15 protein-coding genes and 5 tRNA genes are annotated in these 18,124 nt (G+C 49.4%); 12 read left to right on the forward strand and 8 right to left on the reverse strand.

Annotation, left to right across the window (positions count from 1 at the left end):
- Position 1: 1 nt before the first annotated feature.
- The 8 genes from SH451x_RS23820 to SH451x_RS23855 form a co-directional block, all read right to left on the reverse strand.
- Complete coding sequence (locus SH451x_RS23820; RefSeq protein WP_479359769.1) at positions 2-3,274, reverse strand: protein kinase domain-containing protein; 3,273 nt, start codon at positions 3,272-3,274, stop codon at positions 2-4.
- 258 nt (positions 3,275-3,532) lie between these two features.
- Positions 3,533-4,243: an RNA polymerase sigma factor gene (locus SH451x_RS23825; protein ID WP_479359771.1), complete on the reverse strand. Its 711-nt coding sequence runs from the start codon at positions 4,241-4,243 to the stop codon at positions 3,533-3,535.
- Between the two features lie 610 nt (positions 4,244-4,853).
- Positions 4,854-5,420 (reverse strand): hypothetical protein, encoded by a 567-nt coding sequence (locus tag SH451x_RS23830; protein ID WP_479359772.1) that lies wholly within the window; start codon positions 5,418-5,420, stop codon positions 4,854-4,856.
- Between the two features lie 71 nt (positions 5,421-5,491).
- On the reverse strand, positions 5,492-6,070 hold the full coding sequence (locus SH451x_RS23835; protein WP_479359773.1) for a transposase: 579 nt from the start codon (positions 6,068-6,070) through the stop codon (positions 5,492-5,494).
- A 33-nt stretch (positions 6,071-6,103) separates the two neighbouring features.
- On the reverse strand, positions 6,104-6,673 hold the full coding sequence (locus SH451x_RS23840; protein ID WP_479359774.1) for a hypothetical protein: 570 nt from the start codon (positions 6,671-6,673) through the stop codon (positions 6,104-6,106).
- Positions 6,674-6,709: 36 nt separating this feature from the next.
- Entirely contained in the window at positions 6,710-7,759 is a 1,050-nt protein-coding gene (locus SH451x_RS23845; protein WP_479359776.1) for an RHS repeat-associated core domain-containing protein, read from the reverse strand.
- Between the two features lie 47 nt (positions 7,760-7,806).
- The gene (locus SH451x_RS23850) at positions 7,807-8,487 is read right to left on the reverse strand and encodes a hypothetical protein (RefSeq protein WP_479359778.1); all 681 of its coding nucleotides are present in this window, start codon (positions 8,485-8,487) and stop codon (positions 7,807-7,809) included.
- Positions 8,488-8,498: 11 nt separating this feature from the next.
- Positions 8,499-11,282: an RHS repeat protein gene (locus tag SH451x_RS23855; protein WP_479359780.1), complete on the reverse strand. Its 2,784-nt coding sequence runs from the start codon at positions 11,280-11,282 to the stop codon at positions 8,499-8,501.
- 940 nt (positions 11,283-12,222) lie between these two features.
- On the opposite strand from SH451x_RS23855, the gene SH451x_RS23860 reads away from it, so the two are divergent.
- The 12 genes from SH451x_RS23860 to rplL all read left to right on the forward strand — a co-directional run bounded on the left by SH451x_RS23860 (position 12,223) and on the right by rplL (position 17,939).
- Positions 12,223-12,295, forward strand: a tRNA-Thr gene (locus tag SH451x_RS23860).
- Between the two features lie 38 nt (positions 12,296-12,333).
- Positions 12,334-12,414 (forward strand) — tRNA-Tyr (locus SH451x_RS23865).
- A 93-nt stretch (positions 12,415-12,507) separates the two neighbouring features.
- Positions 12,508-12,578: transfer RNA gene (locus SH451x_RS23870), tRNA-Gly, on the forward strand.
- Positions 12,579-12,596: 18 nt separating this feature from the next.
- A tRNA-Thr gene (locus SH451x_RS23875) sits at positions 12,597-12,669 on the forward strand.
- Positions 12,670-12,816: 147 nt separating this feature from the next.
- Complete coding sequence (gene tuf / locus SH451x_RS23880; RefSeq protein WP_479359782.1) at positions 12,817-14,013, forward strand: elongation factor Tu; 1,197 nt, start codon at positions 12,817-12,819, stop codon at positions 14,011-14,013.
- A 142-nt stretch (positions 14,014-14,155) separates the two neighbouring features.
- A tRNA-Trp gene (locus tag SH451x_RS23885) sits at positions 14,156-14,228 on the forward strand.
- Between the two features lie 99 nt (positions 14,229-14,327).
- Positions 14,328-14,786 carry a preprotein translocase subunit SecE gene (gene secE / locus SH451x_RS23890; protein ID WP_479359784.1) on the forward strand — a complete coding sequence of 153 codons (459 nt, stop codon included), beginning with the start codon at positions 14,328-14,330 and terminating at the stop codon, positions 14,784-14,786.
- A 193-nt stretch (positions 14,787-14,979) separates the two neighbouring features.
- On the forward strand, positions 14,980-15,564 hold the full coding sequence (gene nusG / locus SH451x_RS23895; protein WP_479359786.1) for a transcription termination/antitermination protein NusG: 585 nt from the start codon (positions 14,980-14,982) through the stop codon (positions 15,562-15,564).
- Between the two features lie 170 nt (positions 15,565-15,734).
- Complete coding sequence (gene rplK / locus SH451x_RS23900; protein WP_479359788.1) at positions 15,735-16,163, forward strand: 50S ribosomal protein L11; 429 nt, start codon at positions 15,735-15,737, stop codon at positions 16,161-16,163.
- A 4-nt stretch (positions 16,164-16,167) separates the two neighbouring features.
- On the forward strand, positions 16,168-16,848 hold the full coding sequence (rplA, locus tag SH451x_RS23905) for a 50S ribosomal protein L1 (protein WP_479359790.1): 681 nt from the start codon (positions 16,168-16,170) through the stop codon (positions 16,846-16,848).
- 45 nt (positions 16,849-16,893) lie between these two features.
- A complete protein-coding gene (rplJ, locus tag SH451x_RS23910) occupies positions 16,894-17,445 on the forward strand; it encodes a 50S ribosomal protein L10 (RefSeq protein WP_479359792.1) in 552 nt (183 codons plus the stop codon).
- 86 nt (positions 17,446-17,531) lie between these two features.
- Positions 17,532-17,939: a 50S ribosomal protein L7/L12 gene (gene rplL / locus SH451x_RS23915; protein ID WP_479359793.1), complete on the forward strand. Its 408-nt coding sequence runs from the start codon at positions 17,532-17,534 to the stop codon at positions 17,937-17,939.
- The last annotated feature ends 185 nt before the right edge of the window (positions 17,940-18,124 follow it).

An 18,124-nucleotide genomic window follows, 5' to 3' on the forward strand; every position in this document is an offset into this window, starting at 1 on the left:
ACTATCGGATGGTCAGGCATGGGGAATAATCTGTATTGACGAGCCAACGACCATCGGGACTGAAGTCTAGACTGCTACAAGTGCCGCGCGTCGAAAGTTCAAGCAATCGTTGCTTTCCTTTCCAATCCCAAATCGCAATCTTCCGATTGGCCATGGCGATTGCTAGTCGATTGCCATCAGTTGAAAAACGAATGGCTGTAACGCTTGCTTCTGCAGGAATTTGTTCAATCATTGTGTGAGTATCGCCCAATCGAAAAATACTTACTGCAGAAGAATCTGTGATTGCCAATACTTGTTCAGCCGCGTAATAGTCGGATACCGCAGGGATGAGTGCAGGTCCATCTCCAACGATACGATTGGATGCAGTAGATTGGGCATCAAACGACAATCGATGAACCACATGGTCACTTCCAACAGCAAACACGCCTGAGTTGTCGGCCAAAGCCATCACCACGAAGGGACCATGGTCCAACGACCATTCCTTTACCAACTCACGACGATTCCAATTAACCGCCGCGACTCCGCGCATGGTTCCCACGTAGAGTCGCTCACCATCAGGAGAAACTGCAGCAGACCAAGGCGTGGAAGCGATTGGCAACGGTTCGCTTTGAGACTTTTCGCCTTCCCATCGAAGTGTCGCAAGCTCTGACGTTTCTTGTCGTTCGTTTGCTGTGGGGAGCGTTGCAATGATAGCGGTTCCATCAGGATGAAAGATCGGCAACCTTGACCATTCCAATTTGGGATTCTCTGGTGCCTCGAACACCAGAGAACCCGAGTCTTCAATCAGAGAACATCGAAATATGTTTTGTCGTGACCAAGTTTGATAGAGGCAAAACTCCGACGAAGGAGATATCGTGGCTCGACGCCCTTCTGGATCGGGCAGTACCGACCGACTCGCGAATCGGCTCTCTGCCAAGTCCTGCAACTCACCTCGTATTTCAAACATGCCGCGCGGTTGAATGGTGGCATACGTTCCATCCAGCAATGAAACGAATTTGGTTTCAATCTTGGTCGGAAGTAGAATCGGATCGCGACCTTCGACAATGCAATGAGTGTCAGTGATCGCCATCCATCGATGGTCGCTTGTGCGGTTAAGTCGATGGACTTCACCATATTGTTTATCTACAGCAAAAAGAGATGGGATACTTTCATAGGGTTCTATTGTCTCAATATCGGCATCCGCTTGATCCCACTCTGCTTCAAAGAGGGTGCCATCCTGAGTGAATACAACACGGGTCTCATCAACGTTGAATTCAAAATCTTCAATCAAGGTATTTCGGAATCCGTAAACATAACCCAAAATCGCAAAATCAGACAATCGAAGTACGGCCAGTCGGTCGAACGAGCATCGAACAATTGCCAATGCTTTCCCGACCAACAGCCCCTTGTCGGCCAACTTCCATCGCTTCAAATCGGTCTTGAAGAGAACTTCACCCGTGGAGGCATTTAGCTTCCGCACGCTCCATGTCGCAGGTTCAGGTCCGTTCCCTTCAACTACAATCAATGTCGGTAAGCCGTCCCTGTTTTCCCAAGCCAGTGAGGAGTCGCCATGAACCGGGAACGACCAAACTTCCGATAGATTTTTGTCTTGAGTCGAACTGTGCTGTCGATGCTGGTAGACCTTGATGAACGACGACGAAGGTTGATGAGTGAGGGTAGCGATGTACTGGCCATCGTCGCTAATCGCAATGTGTTGGATTAAGCGTTCAAACTCACATGCAGTCGGCTTCGCGGAGGACTTCAAGTCAAGTCGAGAGATCGAGTGTCCATCACAAACCACAGCGAAGAGACGATTGCTGGAAATGCCGAAGGAAACAGGGCTATCCAACCCTGATGGGACCGACAACAAAGGTCGCGGTGTGGACGACTGCAGATAGTTCCATTCCCAACCTCGCAGCGAAGTTGGAGTCTCATTTAGAATTTGTTGCGCCAGATAGGGTTGGCCGTTTGCAATCTGAATCGTCGCTAATTTAATACTTGATGCGTAGGCAGACTGTTGAGCATCCATCCGTTCGCGAATCGCGAGTTCTCTCAATTCGTTCGCAAGAGACTTGGCCTCGATTGCGGCCCCCCGTTCAACCGCTAGTTTGGTAGAGTACCTGCGTTCTCGAATTGCAAGAGTCACGCCAAAAACCGCTGCTACAAAACAAGCCCCTAGTGACGCGATCAGTGTAGCGCTTTGCCATCGATAGCGAGACGTAAGCTTGCGAAGTCGGTAAGCGAGTGAAGGGGGTTTGGCCAAGATGGGATCCCCTCTGAGCCAATACCTTAAATCTGTGGCGAGCTGTGAAACCGACTCGTAACGTTGATCGCGATCGGCTGCCAAGGCTTTGCAACAAATCGTATCCAGATCGTCATCAACACGTCTTCCCATCGCATAATGCGGACTATGCGAACTCGGTCTAAGAGGAGCGTTTTCCCGTTTGTAGTTCGACCACTTTGAGTGAGGGATCCGCTTCCAAGTCGCATGCGGCCACGGGGGAGACTGAGCCACCAGTTCATAGAGAACGACGCCTAGGCTAAATGCATCACTCAAGGTATCCGTATCTTCGGTGCCATCCGCTTGCTCAGGGCTAATATAGCCTGGCGTACCCAGCGTTACGCCAAGTCGGGTTACCCATGCGTTGGAAGGTTTCGTGAGAGAGGACTCGTTCCAAGATTCCACAGCCTTTGCGAGCCCGAAATCAATCACACAGGGGATCGATTTACCATCATGGTGTGTTACGAGGATGTTTGCAGGTTTCAAATCGCGATGAATGATCCCTTTTTGATGAGCATGATGCACGGCTCGACAAACTTCGATAAACAATTCGACTCGCGATTCAAGTGAGAGTCGCTCGGAGTCGCAATAGTCGGTTATGCGGAGTCCATCGATCTGCTCCATCACAAAGTACGGACGGCCATCCTCCGTGATTCCTGACTCAAAGACCCTCACAATTCCAGGGTCTTCCAAGCGGCGAAGGATGAGGTGCTCCTGCTCAAATCGTGATAGAAACTCGGTCGAGTTGAGCCCCATGCGCATCACTTTGACCGCAAGTGGTGGTCGATTGGGTGAGTCACCATCAATCACGGAATAGACTTCGGAAAAGCCGCCGACCCCGAGGCTTTCCATGATTTCGAATCGATCGATTCGCGATCCAGGTTGAAACGTGACCGATTGGTCGCTTGGCACAATCGGCCCGAGAGAGACCGGAATCAAGAGGCATGCGGAACAGTAATGCATACCCGATACGGCTGGGGCTCGACAGTTTCTACAAGTCTCCAGCGTCGACATCGAAAATGTTCCTCTATTCTAGCTTGGGCCCGGAGATTTTCGACAGGCACGAAGACTAGACTTTGCTTCTAAATAGGTAGCTGCGTTCGCCAGAACATGGAAACTCTCAAGAATCACCATGCTCTGGCGAGCGTAGCTAGGTCAAACGCCGTAGCTACTTCCAGTTCGAAGTCCGGGCAAACGGGGAACACGTGTAACACACTTGCCCCCTCACGATACGTGTTGAAAGTCGACAAACCAATTTTTGTTATTTTCAGATTAGATTGAATTTTTCGAAATTTGAAAGAGTCGTTTGACTTCGTCTTCAAATTCTTCTTCGTCATCTAAGGTATCGAGGATCTGACTTCGCAATTCTTGAGAATATCGTTTGCGAAGTCGATGCAAGTGGACTCGAAAATGAGGGATGCTTACTCCGCACTTTGCGGCTGCCTCAGACTGGTTTGCGTTATCGTCATCACAGATAAGCCAAGGCAGAAGCGATTCAAAGAGCTGCTGTTTTCCGGCATCGTGATACTGCTTTGCAAGTGACTTGACAGTGTTGTGCAACAGGCTGGTCAACCAGGCCTTGTCAAAAGCGTCGATGGGTGTTGGTGCTGCAGCGGCGATTCCCTGCAACTCAGTACGCAAACCCACATCCTCGAGACCGCAGATCGTAATGCGGCCACCTCGCTTCACAGAGTTAAGCGAACGCGCTCGATTGGCAAGGCAGTAATCGAGCGACTTGAGCAACCAAGAGCGAAGCTTGCCCTCTGCAGAATCTGCGCGCTCGAACAAATCTTGCCGCATTACAATATAGAAAAACTCTTGAGTGATATCCTCTGCATCAGCACTCTGATAGCGTCGGCAAAGAAAAGCATACACAGGCCCCCAATACTTTTTGCAAAGCGTTTGAAAGGCATCCTCGCGAGTTTGTGGGTCGGCAAGTTTTCGGACCAAAGACCACTGTGTCGACGGAAACGCGACGGACATAATGCGATTTCACAAGTAAGGTTAAGGGTGGACAGCCCATGAATGTAACAATTTTCAACAATGTTTACAAATCTAGCCACCCACCTCCCCGGGCGCAACCCTCTATGTAACAACACACTCTTTTAGAATCTTTCTAAAGCCAAGAGCTGCAATAGGTTAAGCGAGTTCGAGACCCGTTCGATCGTTCATTCAGTATGAAACGAGTTCGTAGACTTTTATCGAACTCGTCTCACACGCAAACTAGTTGAGAGATGTGCACCAAGGAGTTAGACCTTTTGAGTATCGACAACGATTGCTCAAAAGCCATTAACGACTATTTTGGAGACTGCCTAGCCGAACAGCGGCTTAATCGAGTTACTTTGAGCGTTGCTTTTCCTTCAGCGACTGACAATCGCTTTTGCCGATCGTCTGCGCTGTCGCTGCAGATTTTCCACCAGATACAGTGACCTGTAGCATCGACTGCTTTCTTCGAGATCCCTCCATGTTGGTTCTTTCATGGCTCAACTCTACTAAACGACCACTTTCGACTTGAACTTGGTTTTTGCACAGGGTGGTAGATTCGCATCTAATGGAGGCAAGAAATGAACATTCGTTGTGCGATTGCCCCGAATTATCCAGTATGTTTTGACGCGTCGGACGTTTCACTTCCGCTATAGAGAAAAATTCTCTTTTGATCAAGTGTGTCTAGATTGGACTGCATATCAGCATAATTTGAAAATGAGACAACAAGATTAATTCCAAGTAGTTTAGCAATCTCTTGGTGCCGTTGGAATTCAAAAGCAAAATCGCTTTCAAGAACGTTAGCGAGCACTTTACTATTAGCATCGGATTTTGCGATTCTGCACAATTCGGCGGAGAATCGACCGACATCTATCCGGTCGTTTGAACAATAGTTGCCGGCGCTGCGACCATTCCAATACATTCGTATGTTGAGACTGTCATCATCGCAATTCTCAATAGCAACTAGCGCAGCAACTTTTGACGTAGAGATTTGCGATTCGAAATGGTCTCTAGATTTGCGATCAAGATAAGGGAACGTAGCGTCAAAAATATACAAGTGGCGTTTGTACTCTTCAAAGTATAAAAAACCATGATGTAAAGGTACCCTTTGCAAAGTGTCAATGACATCGAGAATATTTGCATCAAAAGCAACCAGACTTGTATAAAAGTTACCCATAATATTTCATTCAAACCTTACATAGTGCATAGGAAACGAAGCATCACTCACCGTAAGAGCGTGTCCCGAATTTAGTTTTGTAGGTTTTCTAGCCTCTTCAACATCAGTACAATCATCGTGTTTTCAATCATGGCTTTGCATGAGTCCGGATGCCTTTTGTAATCTTTGCTAAGTCGACGGCAGCGATTGATCCACGCAAATGTTCTCTCGACGATCCAACGCTTGGGATGGATCGCAAAACCCTTACTCTCAATTGGACGCAAGACCGTTTGCAACATAAAACGGCATTTTCGTTTTGTCCATTTTGGCAAGTTGATGCGATCATAGGCGCTATCGCTGAAGATAACCAATGGTTTCTTCACCTTTGCTCGCGATTTTCGCAAAACCGACTTCGCTACTTCTTGGTCTTGAACCCTCGCAGCATGAATACAAACTGCGATGAAATGTCCAAGTGTATCGACTATCAGATGTCGATTACGGCCAGCAATCTTCTTGCCTGCATCAAAGCCACGTTGATAGGCGACTTGGGTGCCAGAAGAGGATAAAACAACTGCCAGTGATTTTCGGTAAGGTCGCAGGGATAATTGCGTTCCATCGCTATGACTCCGTATTCCGTTATGAGATTTTTTAAGCAACGGTTTCATAGCCATTTTTTTATGCACACGTCAATTTCGGGACACGCATTAAGCTGGCTTTGTTAACCGAAAAAACACCGCTGCATCATAATAATTTATCTCACAGAATGAACGGTTTGTATAATTCTGCCAGCCAGGAGCGATTTTGTACCTGGGCAGATGGCGGATTATGATTTCGCTCCCAAATCTCACAAACTCGGCGCAGTCAAACTTAATGTTTAATGTTGTTGTAAGTTTTTCATATAACGGTTCTGTACGATCAGTCTTACGCATCGACTGAATCGACGCTGCTAGCCATTGCTCCTCGCTTGGTAAATCAAAATCTATTAATTCAACAAAGTGTTTTATGTCATTTGGGCTCAAGAAACTCGCCGGAACCGAAGAGATTTCACGTCCTTTCCGCAATAACGCAACCGACGTCTCGTTTTTTAGATAGGTGTCGAATTCACTTTCTCGTTCTGCGGAAGTGAGGTAACTGTTGTCTGTAAATATTTGCTGTACTAATCCGATATTGATATAATCCGAGATGAAAAATTCACTCACATCGAAACGTGTTCCATCTTCCGTCTCGATTGAAATACAAGGTACTAAAGTCCATTTGATCGAGTTTAAATGCATACGAGCATTTCCTTCTTGTGCATAACGATTACGAAATCAAACCCAGCCCGCAACTTTGTGGACACCCAACAACGCTCCAATTCTAATCATCGCAAATTCGACGCCAGTAAGGATTTGCGGTGCATTCGCTCCTATCGCAAGAAGACTGAGGCCGCCTGCCAGATTTGTCATGAGTTGACGATCATATTGATATTGTACTAGCGGCGCATAGATTGGGTCAAAAGTGTTAATTCGTACTCTCTCGCCCTGAATAACCGGTTCGTAGACAAACATGGGAACATCAAACGGGGAAGGTTCAAATACATCACGTTCGTTCCACAACTTACTAACATTTCTGAACGTATAATGGATGAAACCTTTTCCATCGTATCCTCCAGGAAGCGGATTTGGGGCTACCGTTAGCCACAGCAGCGACCAGCCTTCTCCAGGCACATAGACTATCCCACCTGGGTTTCCCCCAAGTGGATTTACCAAACTCGCAGAATCACCGCGTGTGAATCCCAACGGTTGCAATACGCTATCATATGCCGTCATTTGGGTGTTGTCTTTCGAGGTAAGGTGTGCATTTAGGGGATTGGCATGGGAGGATGGTTTTAGTTCGAAATAATCCTTGCTGACGTCATCTACGAGATCAGGTTTTAGTAACGCGGATTCGACCAATCCGAGAATTGCCCCTAGCGTGCCACCCGCTTGGAAGATCCATGGCCGTACAAACTCGCAGTAAAGGGAAAAAGCAAGATGCGCGACAATCCCTCTACGACTTAAATCGTCGAGCATGAAAAGCCCACTCGGATCCACGCCTTGCACAGGGTCGCCGTGCACGAATCCGTACTTATTAAAGCTGAATGGATCGTTGGGGTTACCGGCGAATGGATCGAGCGTGAGGAAGTTCGCTTGGCGAGCGTTGTAATCTCTTGCACGCAGGTTGTAGTTCCCTGTACGGTTGTCGAAGGCTTCGCCGTCGGCGAGCTTGTTCGTCTGCGCCAACGATTCGTAGTTGCCGGTGGCTGGTGCAGTGAGCTTCGTTCCAGCCGTATTCAAGATCGAGAGCAGCTCGCCAAACGCCGTGTACGTGTACCGCTTCAATTCCGGCTCGTACTTGGCAACTCCGAGTATACTGACGTATAAAACGATTAGCAGTTTAATATGCGGATTTCGGCTTGTGTAACGTCTGTGTTTACGATGACGTAGACGGTGGGACCATACCCTGGAACTTCGACGTCGAATGCCGTTCCGTTCATGTAAAGCGCTATCCGCCAACCATCTGGAATTTCAATGTCGCCCTCCGGCAGACCTAACACTTGCAAGCCGCCAAGATAGCAGTATTTACCAAGGTTCAGATACTCTTCTTCGGAAACTGGTCCTGGCATATCGTCGGAAAGTGTGCCGTTGACGCTAAACTCAGCTTCGATTCGTGAAATAAACGTGCTTCGTATTGCCGGACCACTACTTATTGCTAAAGTGCCGACTGCCACGACGTCACAACCCGGTTGAATGATCACCGCGCTTTCGCCATTGGCAGGATCAGATACTTCCCAAAAATCGATCTCCGTAGTCACAAAGAGATAGAGCATTTTTTCATCCAAATCGGGGAAAATACATTTCTCTAGGAGTATTTGTCCAACGAAAGTCATTGGTCGATTTGTTGAACGACTGACTGGCCATGTTGGTTCATCAATCCAATTTGGACTACCGCCAAACTTTGTGATCGGTTTCAAAATTGGTTCTTGAGATTGAACCATTTTAAACTTAAATACCGGAGTACCAGATTTTCCAATTTTGACGACATCGTTGCGGTGTTCGCTCGTATTCATTTTCAATTTACCTAGGCTATGCCGTTGTCAGGGAATCCAAAAAACATGTTTGGCATAATAAAATGTTGCGTGTCGCTTGCCCCTGTCGGATCCATCGCAAATTTCTTCGGGATTTGAAAGACAAAAAACGGATCACCTGATTTGAGGCCCGCTACGCGTCTCATCGCGTTGAAGGCCAATCCCTGTTCAAAGTTTTCGACGCCGCTTACATAGGAAGCAGAAGAATGAAAACGAGAAGCTTGCATCGTTTTGTTAAAAGGAAATTCGTGCATTTCTTCGCCCGGGCCTGCAAACTGTCCTGTCGCTGCTAAATCAGCTTTAATCTGTCTGCGTAGTGCGTCAGAATCTTTTTCGCTACGCTTAAAATAGTTGAGAAGCGTGTCAGTTGGGAAAACGGTAAGGTGTTTTCGATCCAAATCGTACACCGCAGGCCACAAGAATTCCAAGTCGAAGAAAACTGCCGTTTTTGGAAGTTTAAGTCTTCGAAGCGTTTCCTCTAAGGATTTCGCCAAACCGATGGCTCTTGCTTCAGTCCAGGCTATAACTTCAGCTCGTGTCGCATCCCTGGCTTGCTCGGCGGCCCCGGTGACAATTGCCGATGCAATAAGTTCTAACGACACAGCGGTGCCAGCCGTAGAAATAATCAACCATAACGTTGTTGAGCTAAGTGCACCTGCCGCAGTAAGCGAGAACGGCAAAGTAAACGGCGAACTCGCGATAGCAGCAAGGGTATTCTGCACGGCAAAATACTGACCGCCTAAAGCTCGGAGGCCGTTGATAATCGGCATGCCAATGGCAACAACTCTTTGATCATAAGCAGCAGTTGTGAAACTGAGCCCGCTCGGGTCCATCCATTGCACAGGGTCGCCGTGCACGAATCCGTACTTGTTAAAGCTGAATGGATCGTTTGGGTTACCGGCGAATGGATCGAGCGTGAGGAAGTTCGCTTGGCGAGCGTTGTAATCTCTTGCACGCAGGTTGTAGTTCCCTGTACGGTTGTCGAAGGCTTCGCCGTCGGCGAGCTTGTTCGTCTGCGCCAACGATTCGTAGTTGCCGGTGGCTGGTGCAGTGAGCTTCGTTCCAGCCGTATTCAAGATCGATAGCAGCTCGCCAAACGCCGTGTACGTGTAGGCTTGCGTGATCGCTGCTGATGCTCCAAACAACACCCGAACATTTGTAATGCCATCGTGACCGAACGTATTCGTGGTTGAAGCGGTTATGGCACCGGTCGTTGGATTCAACGTTGACGAAGTCTGTGTGATCTCATCGGTGCCAAACGTATACGAGATGCGCTTGGTCGCTTGGCCTGCGGCGTTCTTGGTCGTCTCCAGAATCGTCTGGGCATAACCCGTCATGTTCATCGAATCAATCAAGTATTCGATGCTGCCAGTTTGTTCGCCTGCCGCAAAAGTACCATCGAGATTCGCATCGTTCCAATCGAGCGATATAAATCGAACACCGCTGCTGGCGTAACGATAATCGACTTTGGTGCGGCCCGTAACAACATTGCTGCCGTTCTTCGTTTCCGTCACGATCGAAGCGACCTTGCCCAACAAGTTGTAGCTCATCGTTTGCGTCACCGTCGACACGGTTGGAATCGCGACGATCTTGCTCGCTTGCTGCGTTACGTTCCAAGAAAAGCTGGTCGTTTGATCGACGCCAACTCCATTGGAGCCGTTGTCCAGCGTTTCACTTTGCATGCGGTCGTTGAAGTCAAAGCCGTAGGCAAAGACTTGATCGACATAACCCGTCGATGGCTTATCGACGGTCTTCTTCAATCGATTGCCAGCCAGGTCGTAAACGTAGCTTTTGGTCTGATCGATCGAGTTGTCGTTGCTATCAAGAGCTTCCGAGATCAATCGCCCTGCCGCATCGTAGTTCCAAGTAAAACTATTGGTTCGGACCGTTGTGGTGTTAATCGTCTCGGACGCTGCCGTGCGTTTGCTGTCCGCCCGATACGTGTAGTTGAAACTGTCCTTCAGAACGTTGTCGGTCAAGACGGCGTTGTTTCCATCGGAAACGTAATGTTTAATACTGCTCAGACGATCCAGGCTATCGAACGTGTAATCTTCGACAACTGCATTGGGCATTTCTACATAGTCAGCGCGACCGAGTAGATCGTAATGATAGAGAGTCGATTCCGGTGGAGTGCCCGCGCCGGCTCCGTTGGAATCGACGATCGCACCATCGCGTTTGACAGTGTTGACCGTCGCTAGGCGTCCCAACGCATCGTAGGTGTAGGTGATATCGCTGCGTGCCGTCGAAACAGTAGCTCCGACATTGCCAGCCCAGGTTCGTGTCTTGCGATTGAGCGGATCGTATTCGTAACCGATGACACCGGTCGGAGAGGATTCTTGCGTGAGCCGCCCTTGCGCATCGAACGCGGTTGACCAAGTATCGGTCGTGACCGTTGTGGTCGGATTGCCGGTCGTCGCACCGGATGCGTAAATGTGCTGAGTGCTAACGTTGCGGCCAAAGGCATCGTAACGATAGACGACGCGTTCCCATTTCACTCCAGCGGCCAGGTTGCCATTAAACGCTCCGCCATTTTTGAAGGCGTTGTAGTCGGTTGCGTTGGCAAAGATTTCTTCTTTGGTGACTCGGCCCCCGCCGACACTAGAATCGTCGTACACGGTCCGCCTATAAACGCCTTCGAAGGAAACGGACAAGATGACACGCCCGCGATCGTCATAGGACATCGTTTCGGATTGGCCAAGCGGCAGCGTCCGCGAAACTTGTCGACCCAACGCATCGAAACCAAAGAGCGTAACACGCGAATTGGCATCGGTCAGCATCTAAGCACGCTGAGTTCCTACTATAGAAAATCTGTCAATCCTGAGATGCTCGAGACAGCGCTGCAGAAACCATTAAGATGATAAGAAGAGTGCTCCAGATCAGCGCTAGGACGATTGGTACATTAATTGAGTAGTCGGCGAAAAGCTTTAACGTTGGAAGTGGAAATAGAATAGATGCAATCACCAGTAATAGCGAAACGACTGCGCTTGCTATTAACAGTATCCCTTCAGCAATAAGAATTCTGGTCGCTATCTTCATGGTCAATAAGTTAGGTCTACGAGATAATTTGTAAGAAGCGGCAACAATTGCGATTGTGTGTGGCCGAGTTCCTTCATCCGCTTGGCAAACGTCGCCGGCGGCGCGGAGCGAGGCCTTCTTTGACGCCGAGGGGAACAGGATCTAGACGCGTTTGCCAGATTATTCTGACTCGACCGACACGGCGGATACAACAAAAGCATGAGGGCAGTGGACTTAAAAATGTCGCAATTTGCCTTTTGCCCAATAGCGACTTTCATAGAAGCATGGAAGCTCTACATTCCCGTTGGTACGCTAAAGTTACACGGCCACTGCCGTCTCTTTTGGCTGGGCAAGTTCATTGGATAAAGCCCTCCACCCATTGACAATGCCGCTTTTCTGATCTATTTCCGTGAAATCCCGGGTGTTTTAGAGAGGGGGCGCATGAACCCAACGCGTGCGAATTTTCGCGGTTGATCGCATCGAGACCACCACCTGAGCTAGCTTTTTTCTGGCTTAAACGAGGGTCGGGAGGGCTCGGGCGATGCTGAAAAAATCACTGCAAAGGTTAAAATGGCCTCCAAATCCGTCTTGCGACTTTACGAGAGGCCAGTACACTTTTGCACTCTCTGCGGACAACACATCGCATGCCCATCGACTGGTCCATAGTATTGGAAAGCCAGTTTTGTCGACAGGCGACGTTTCGCCAGCGTAGCTCAGTTGGTAGAGCAGCTGATTTGTAATCAGCCGGTCGGGGGTTCGAATCCCTTCGCTGGCTCTTGCGTACGGTTGGATGCAGGGAGCCAAAAGTTTCCAGGAAGGTTGCCCGAGTGGTTAAAGGGGACGGACTGTAAATCCGTTGCTTCGGCTACGTAGGTTCGAATCCTACACCTTCCATTGAAAATGAAAAAGTATTAGATGACTGGGTATTAACCGTACCCATTTGCAGAGTGGTGTGTCTGTAGAGGCACACTGTGAGAATAAGACGTTGCGGGTGTAGCTCAATGGTAGAGCAGCAGCCTTCCAAGCTGAATACGAGGGTTCGATTCCCTTCACCCGCTCTGATTCGATAGATGTAGGCTGCTGTAGCTCAGTTGGTAGAGCACTTCCTTGGTAAGGAAGAGGTCATGGGTTCAAGTCCCATCAGCAGCTCTCGCTGTCGGTGGTTGAGTTGGGTTTCGTTGCTCTAGTGCGTCGCAAGGCGCATGCAAAATGGCGCAACGATGTGTTTCGTTGTTGACGCGCGTGGGTAACGAACCTCACGGCATTTTTTTGGTTTGTTTTTAGGTAATTAGCACAATGGCCAAAGAGGTATTTGAACGTAAAAAACCGCACTGTAACGTGGGCACAATTGGTCACATTGACCACGGCAAGACAACCACCACGGGTGCACTGCTCGCTGTCCAAGCTGCCAAGGGGCTAGCTCAGGCCAAGTCGTATGCGGATATCGCTAAAGGCGGTACCGTTCGCGATGAGACCAAGACAGTGACAATCGCAGCTTCGCACGTTGAGTATGAGTCGGAGAACCGACACTATGCTCACATCGACTGCCCAGGCCACGCCGACTTCATCAAGAACATGATTACCGGTGCTGCTCAGATGGACGGCGCGATCCTTGTGGTCAGTGCTGCCGACGGCCCTATGCCTCAAACGAAGGAACACGTTCTTTTGGCTCGCCAAGTAGACGTGCCAGCGATCGTGGTATTCCTTAACAAGTGCGATTTGGTTGACGACGAAGAGTTGTTGGAACTAGTTGAACTTGAAATTCGTGAACTGTTGAACAAGTACGATTTCCCTGGCGATGACACTCCAATCGTCCGCGGAAACGCCAAGCTTGCTTACGAAAACCCAAAGGATCCAGCTGCTTCCAAGTGCATCTCGGATTTGATTGATGCTATCGATAGCTTCATTCCTCAACCAGAGCGTGAAGAAGACAAGCCGTTCTTGATGGCAATTGAAGACGTCTTCAGCATCGAAGGTCGTGGAACGGTTGCTACTGGTCGTATCGAGCGTGGCGTCATCAAGGTTGGTGAAGAAGTTGAGATCATTGGCTTGCATGAAGGCAAGGTCAAGACGACTGTCACTGGCGTTGAGCAATTCCGCAAGGAAATGAAGGAAGGCAAAGCTGGCGATAACGTCGGTTGCTTGCTGCGTGGCGTGAAGCGTGAAGACCTTGAGCGTGGCCAAGTATTGGCTAAGCCAGGCTCAATCACTCCTCACAAGAAGTTCCATGCTGAAGTTTATTGCTTGAGCAAGGATGAAGGCGGACGTCACACTCCGTTCTTCAGTGGCTATCGCCCTCAGTTCTACTTCCGCACCACCGACGTAACCGGCAGTGCTAACTTGGTTGGTGCTGAAATGTGCATGCCTGGCGACAACGTCAGCGTGGAAGTCGAATTGCACAAGACTGTGGCTATCGATGACGGCGTTCGTTTTGCTATCCGCGAAGGTGGCAAGACGGTCGGTTCCGGCGTTGTAACCAAGATCATTGAGTAGTATTGGAAGCGGTTGCCAGAACCGCTCTAGATTAACGTGACGGACTTAACACGCCCGTCGCCAAGAGATTTAGAAGCGATGCATTTTAAGAATGCATCGCTTCTGGCTAACTTGCAGCTTGTATGCAAGAACTAAGCCACCCAGGGGTGTAGCTCAATTGGCAGAGCACCGGTTTCCAAAACCGGGGGTTGCGGGTTCGATTCCTGCCGCCCCTGCTATTCGGGTGACTTTGTGATTATGACTCGAGTTGAACACATTTTGTGAAGGGCTGATTCCGGTTGTACCGAAATTTGGCTCTGGAGAATTAGATCGCAATGGCGAGCGATAATGCGACGTCAGAACGCACTTTGCTAAGTGCTTTGTTCTTAGGCGACATATACAAGCGTAATCAAGGGCGTATTGTCCGGCAGGTAACCTGCTTGGCGATTTGGGCTGCGGTTGCGCTGGGTTCTTGGCGTCTGTATGAATCCGTGCTACAGGACATCTCCTTTGATGGTGTGTCTGAAAATGCGGCGGTAGCGCTTCGTCGCGGCTTGCCAGTCCTGCTGCTTGCAGCCGGGATGTGGTTTGGTTATCGAGTGGTCAATTGGCCTAAGTTTGCAGATTTCCTGATCTCGGTTGAAGCCGAGATGCATAAAGTTTCGTGGCCGACGCGTTCTGAACTTGTCAAAGCGTCGTCGGTTGTTATATTCGTGATCTTTTTCATGGCGATGTTGTTGTTTGCATACGATTTGGTATGGACAGCAATATTCCAATTTTTAAACATTTCCTAACGGCGATTCCTCGCAGTTCTGCTTTTGTTGCTTAGCTATTAACGCATTGGCAACGAAGTCGATTGTAAAGGGATACCGCCAGGAGATTTTCGCAACGGGCGAACATACTGTTGCCGCATTCTTGTAATGCGGAGTCTACTGATGTGAGTTCTTGTTGAAAGTCGTCGGTACTGGCGCGAAGGGTTCGATTTACGTGAACGACATTTTGGATCAGTCACCTGATGATAGGCCAGCAGAGCCCCTGCGTTGGTATATCCTGAAGGTTGCTTTCAATCGCGAAGATTCCATTGCTGAAGCGCTGCGGAAACGCATTGCGCTATCGGGCATTTCGGAAAGCTTTGACGAGATCCTGGTTCCAACCGAAGATGTCGTTGAGTACACACGAACCGGCAAGCGCAAAGTCGTAAAGCGTAAGCTTTATCCGGGCTATCTCATGATCCGCATGTCGGTCAGTGATGACTCTTGGTTCCTTGTTCGGGAAGTCCCGGGCATTGGCGATTTCACCGGCGCTGCAGGCAAGCCGACTCCGATGAATGATGATGAAGTCGAACGAATAATTCGGCTTGTTCATCCTCCAGAAGACGATGAGACGGGACTCAAGACTTCGATACCTTTCAAGCGAGGGGATCGTGTTCGAGTGAAGGAAGGCAACTTCCAAAATCTCGAAGGTGACGTCGATCGAATTGACGAAGCCAATGGTCGAGTGACCGTAATCATCAGTATCTTTGGCCGCAGTACTCCTGTTGAGTTAGACCACTGGCAGATTGAATCGATTTAGGGTTCAAACTGTTGGCAGTGCGTTGTCCTCGACACGATTGCTGGCCCTTCCGCAAGCGAAGCCGACACTTACATTTCATTTTTCGTAGATAAAACGTTACAGCGCGATAGAACATTCATCGTCAGCAGCGGCTTTTTTGTCGTTGCACACGCACTTGAAAAGGCAATTCGATGGCAAAGCAGGTTACAGGACAAGCGAAATTTCAGGTACCCGGAGGCCAGGCAACGCCAGCCCCTCCTGTCGGTACTTCGCTTGGTAAATACGGCGTGAACTTGGGTCAATTCGTATCCCAGTTCAATGAACGCACTCGCGAGTTTGCGGGAACTCCGATCCCCGTCGTGGTTACGGTTTACTCGGATCGTTCGTTCGAATTCATCACCAAGAGCCCACCTGCTGCAGCACTATTGAAGATTGCAGCGGGAATCAAGAGTGGTTCTGGCGAACCGCACAAAACTAAAGTTGGTCGTGTCACCAATGCGCAGGTTGATGAAATCTGCACAAAGAAAATGGCTGACCTTAATGCCCGCGATCTTGAGCATGCTCGCCGCATGATTCTTGGCACGGCACGTTCCATGGGCATCGAGGTTGTAGAGGGCTAAACTTATGGCGAAGCAAACAAAAGCAATGAAGGTTATGAGCAGCAAGACGTCATCAAAGACGGTCCTGCCGCTTGACAAAGCTGTCGACACGTTGAAGCAATTTCCACCGCGGAAATTCGATCAAACGGTTGAACTGCACATGAACTTGGGGATCGATCCTGCTCAAGCCGACCAGCTTGTTCGTGGGTCAATTGTATTGCCTCATGGGATCGGCAAGGTTCAACGTGTGGTCGTGTTCGCCAAAGGCGATTTGGCAAAAGTGGCTGAAGAAGCTGGTGCCGACGCTGTAGGATCGGACGATTTGGCCAAGCGAATCAAGGAAGGCTGGCTTGATTTCGACGTCTGCATTGCGACTCCAGACATGATGGGACTTGTTGGTCCGCTCGGTAAGGTGCTTGGTCCTCGCGGATTGATGCCTTCGCCTCGTGCTGGAACGGTTACGGCGGATGTCGGACGAGTCGTCAAAGAGTACCGCGCTGGTAAAGTCGAGTTCCGGAACGACAAGGGGGGCAACCTTCATGCGGTCGTCGGGAAAATGAGCTTTGATGCAACGAAGCTTATCGAGAACATTAGCCATTTGGTGGGACACATTCAGTCGATCAAGCCAAATGCTGTGAAAGGCACTTACATCAAGTCGATTGCGATCTGTGCCACAATGAGTCCCAGTGTTCGAGTAACGTGCTAAACGATTCGCGAAGAATCGGGCTACTGAGAATAAGGTCTGAAAAGTATGAGTAAATTAGTCAAAGGCTTTGTAAGCCGCGATATCGCGAATCGCCTTGAAGGCGTGAGCGATGCAGTCGTTGCTGACGTCGTTGGGATTGGCGGGAATGACTCTTATGAGTTCCGTAAGTCACTTCGCGAAAAGGGCATGAACGTTTTGGTTGTTAAGCGAACCTTAGCGGCGCGTGCAACCGAAGGCACTTCTCTTCGCCCTGCGTTCGATAATTTGTCGGGAAGCGTTGCAATCATTTTTGGAGCTGAAGACTTTGTGTCGCTGGCTCGTGAAATGGCTGCGATCAGCAAGTCGGGCAAATTCAAGCGATTCGAAGTCAAGGGCGGCGTCATGGACGGCGAAGGCTTGACGGGCGAACAGGTATTGGCCATTAGCAAGTGGCCAAGCCGGGGAGAGCAAATCTCCATGTTGGTCGGTCAAATCCTTGGACCAGGACGCATGCTCGCTGGGCAGCTTAAGGGTCCGGGCAGCAAGATTGCTGGCCAGATCGACAAGATTGCCGATGGTGGCGATGCTGAAACTGCAGCCGAAACCGAAGCAAGCTAAATTCATTTTTGTACACGTGCGCTGCTCTTCATGGGCGGCATTAAACTAGGAACTGTCTGTTTTTCACTTTTAAGGTATTTTGAACTATGTCTGAATCTGCAACCACTTTCGCTGACGACATCAAAAATCTTGGCGAGCAAATTGTTGGCTTGACCCTGAAGCAAGCAAAAGAATTGAGCGACTACCTCAAGGAAGTCCATGGAATTGAAGCTGCTGCTGGCGGAGCTGTCATGATGGCTGCACCTGCGGACGCTGGTGGCGGTGCTGCCGCAGCCGTCGAACAAACTGAGTTCGACGTCATCTTGACCAGCTTTGGCGATAAGAAGCTTGACGTTGTTAAGGTTGTGAAGAACCTAACCGGCGCTTCTCTGATGGACGCCAAGAAGTTGGTTGAAGCGGTTCCTGCCAAGATCAAGGAAGGCGTTTCCAAGGAAGACGCTGAGAAGGTCAAGAAGGAACTTGAAGGCGCTGGCGGTTCGGTAGAACTGAAGTAAGTGCCTTGTGATGTGTCGCGATTAGACGGCTGTGCTCGACTGGCTTTCAACAAAAGTCAGGCCATGGCGTCATGAATTGAATGAGCTTGGTTTTGCAACCTGCCCGCGCCATTGATGAAATGGCGTCTCGTGGTCGCATTCCTAGGATTCAAACGCCGCAGTTCCTGGTGCACGTATTGGGTGCT

The sequence above is a fragment of the Njordella aestuarii genome, from assembly GCF_056494165.1.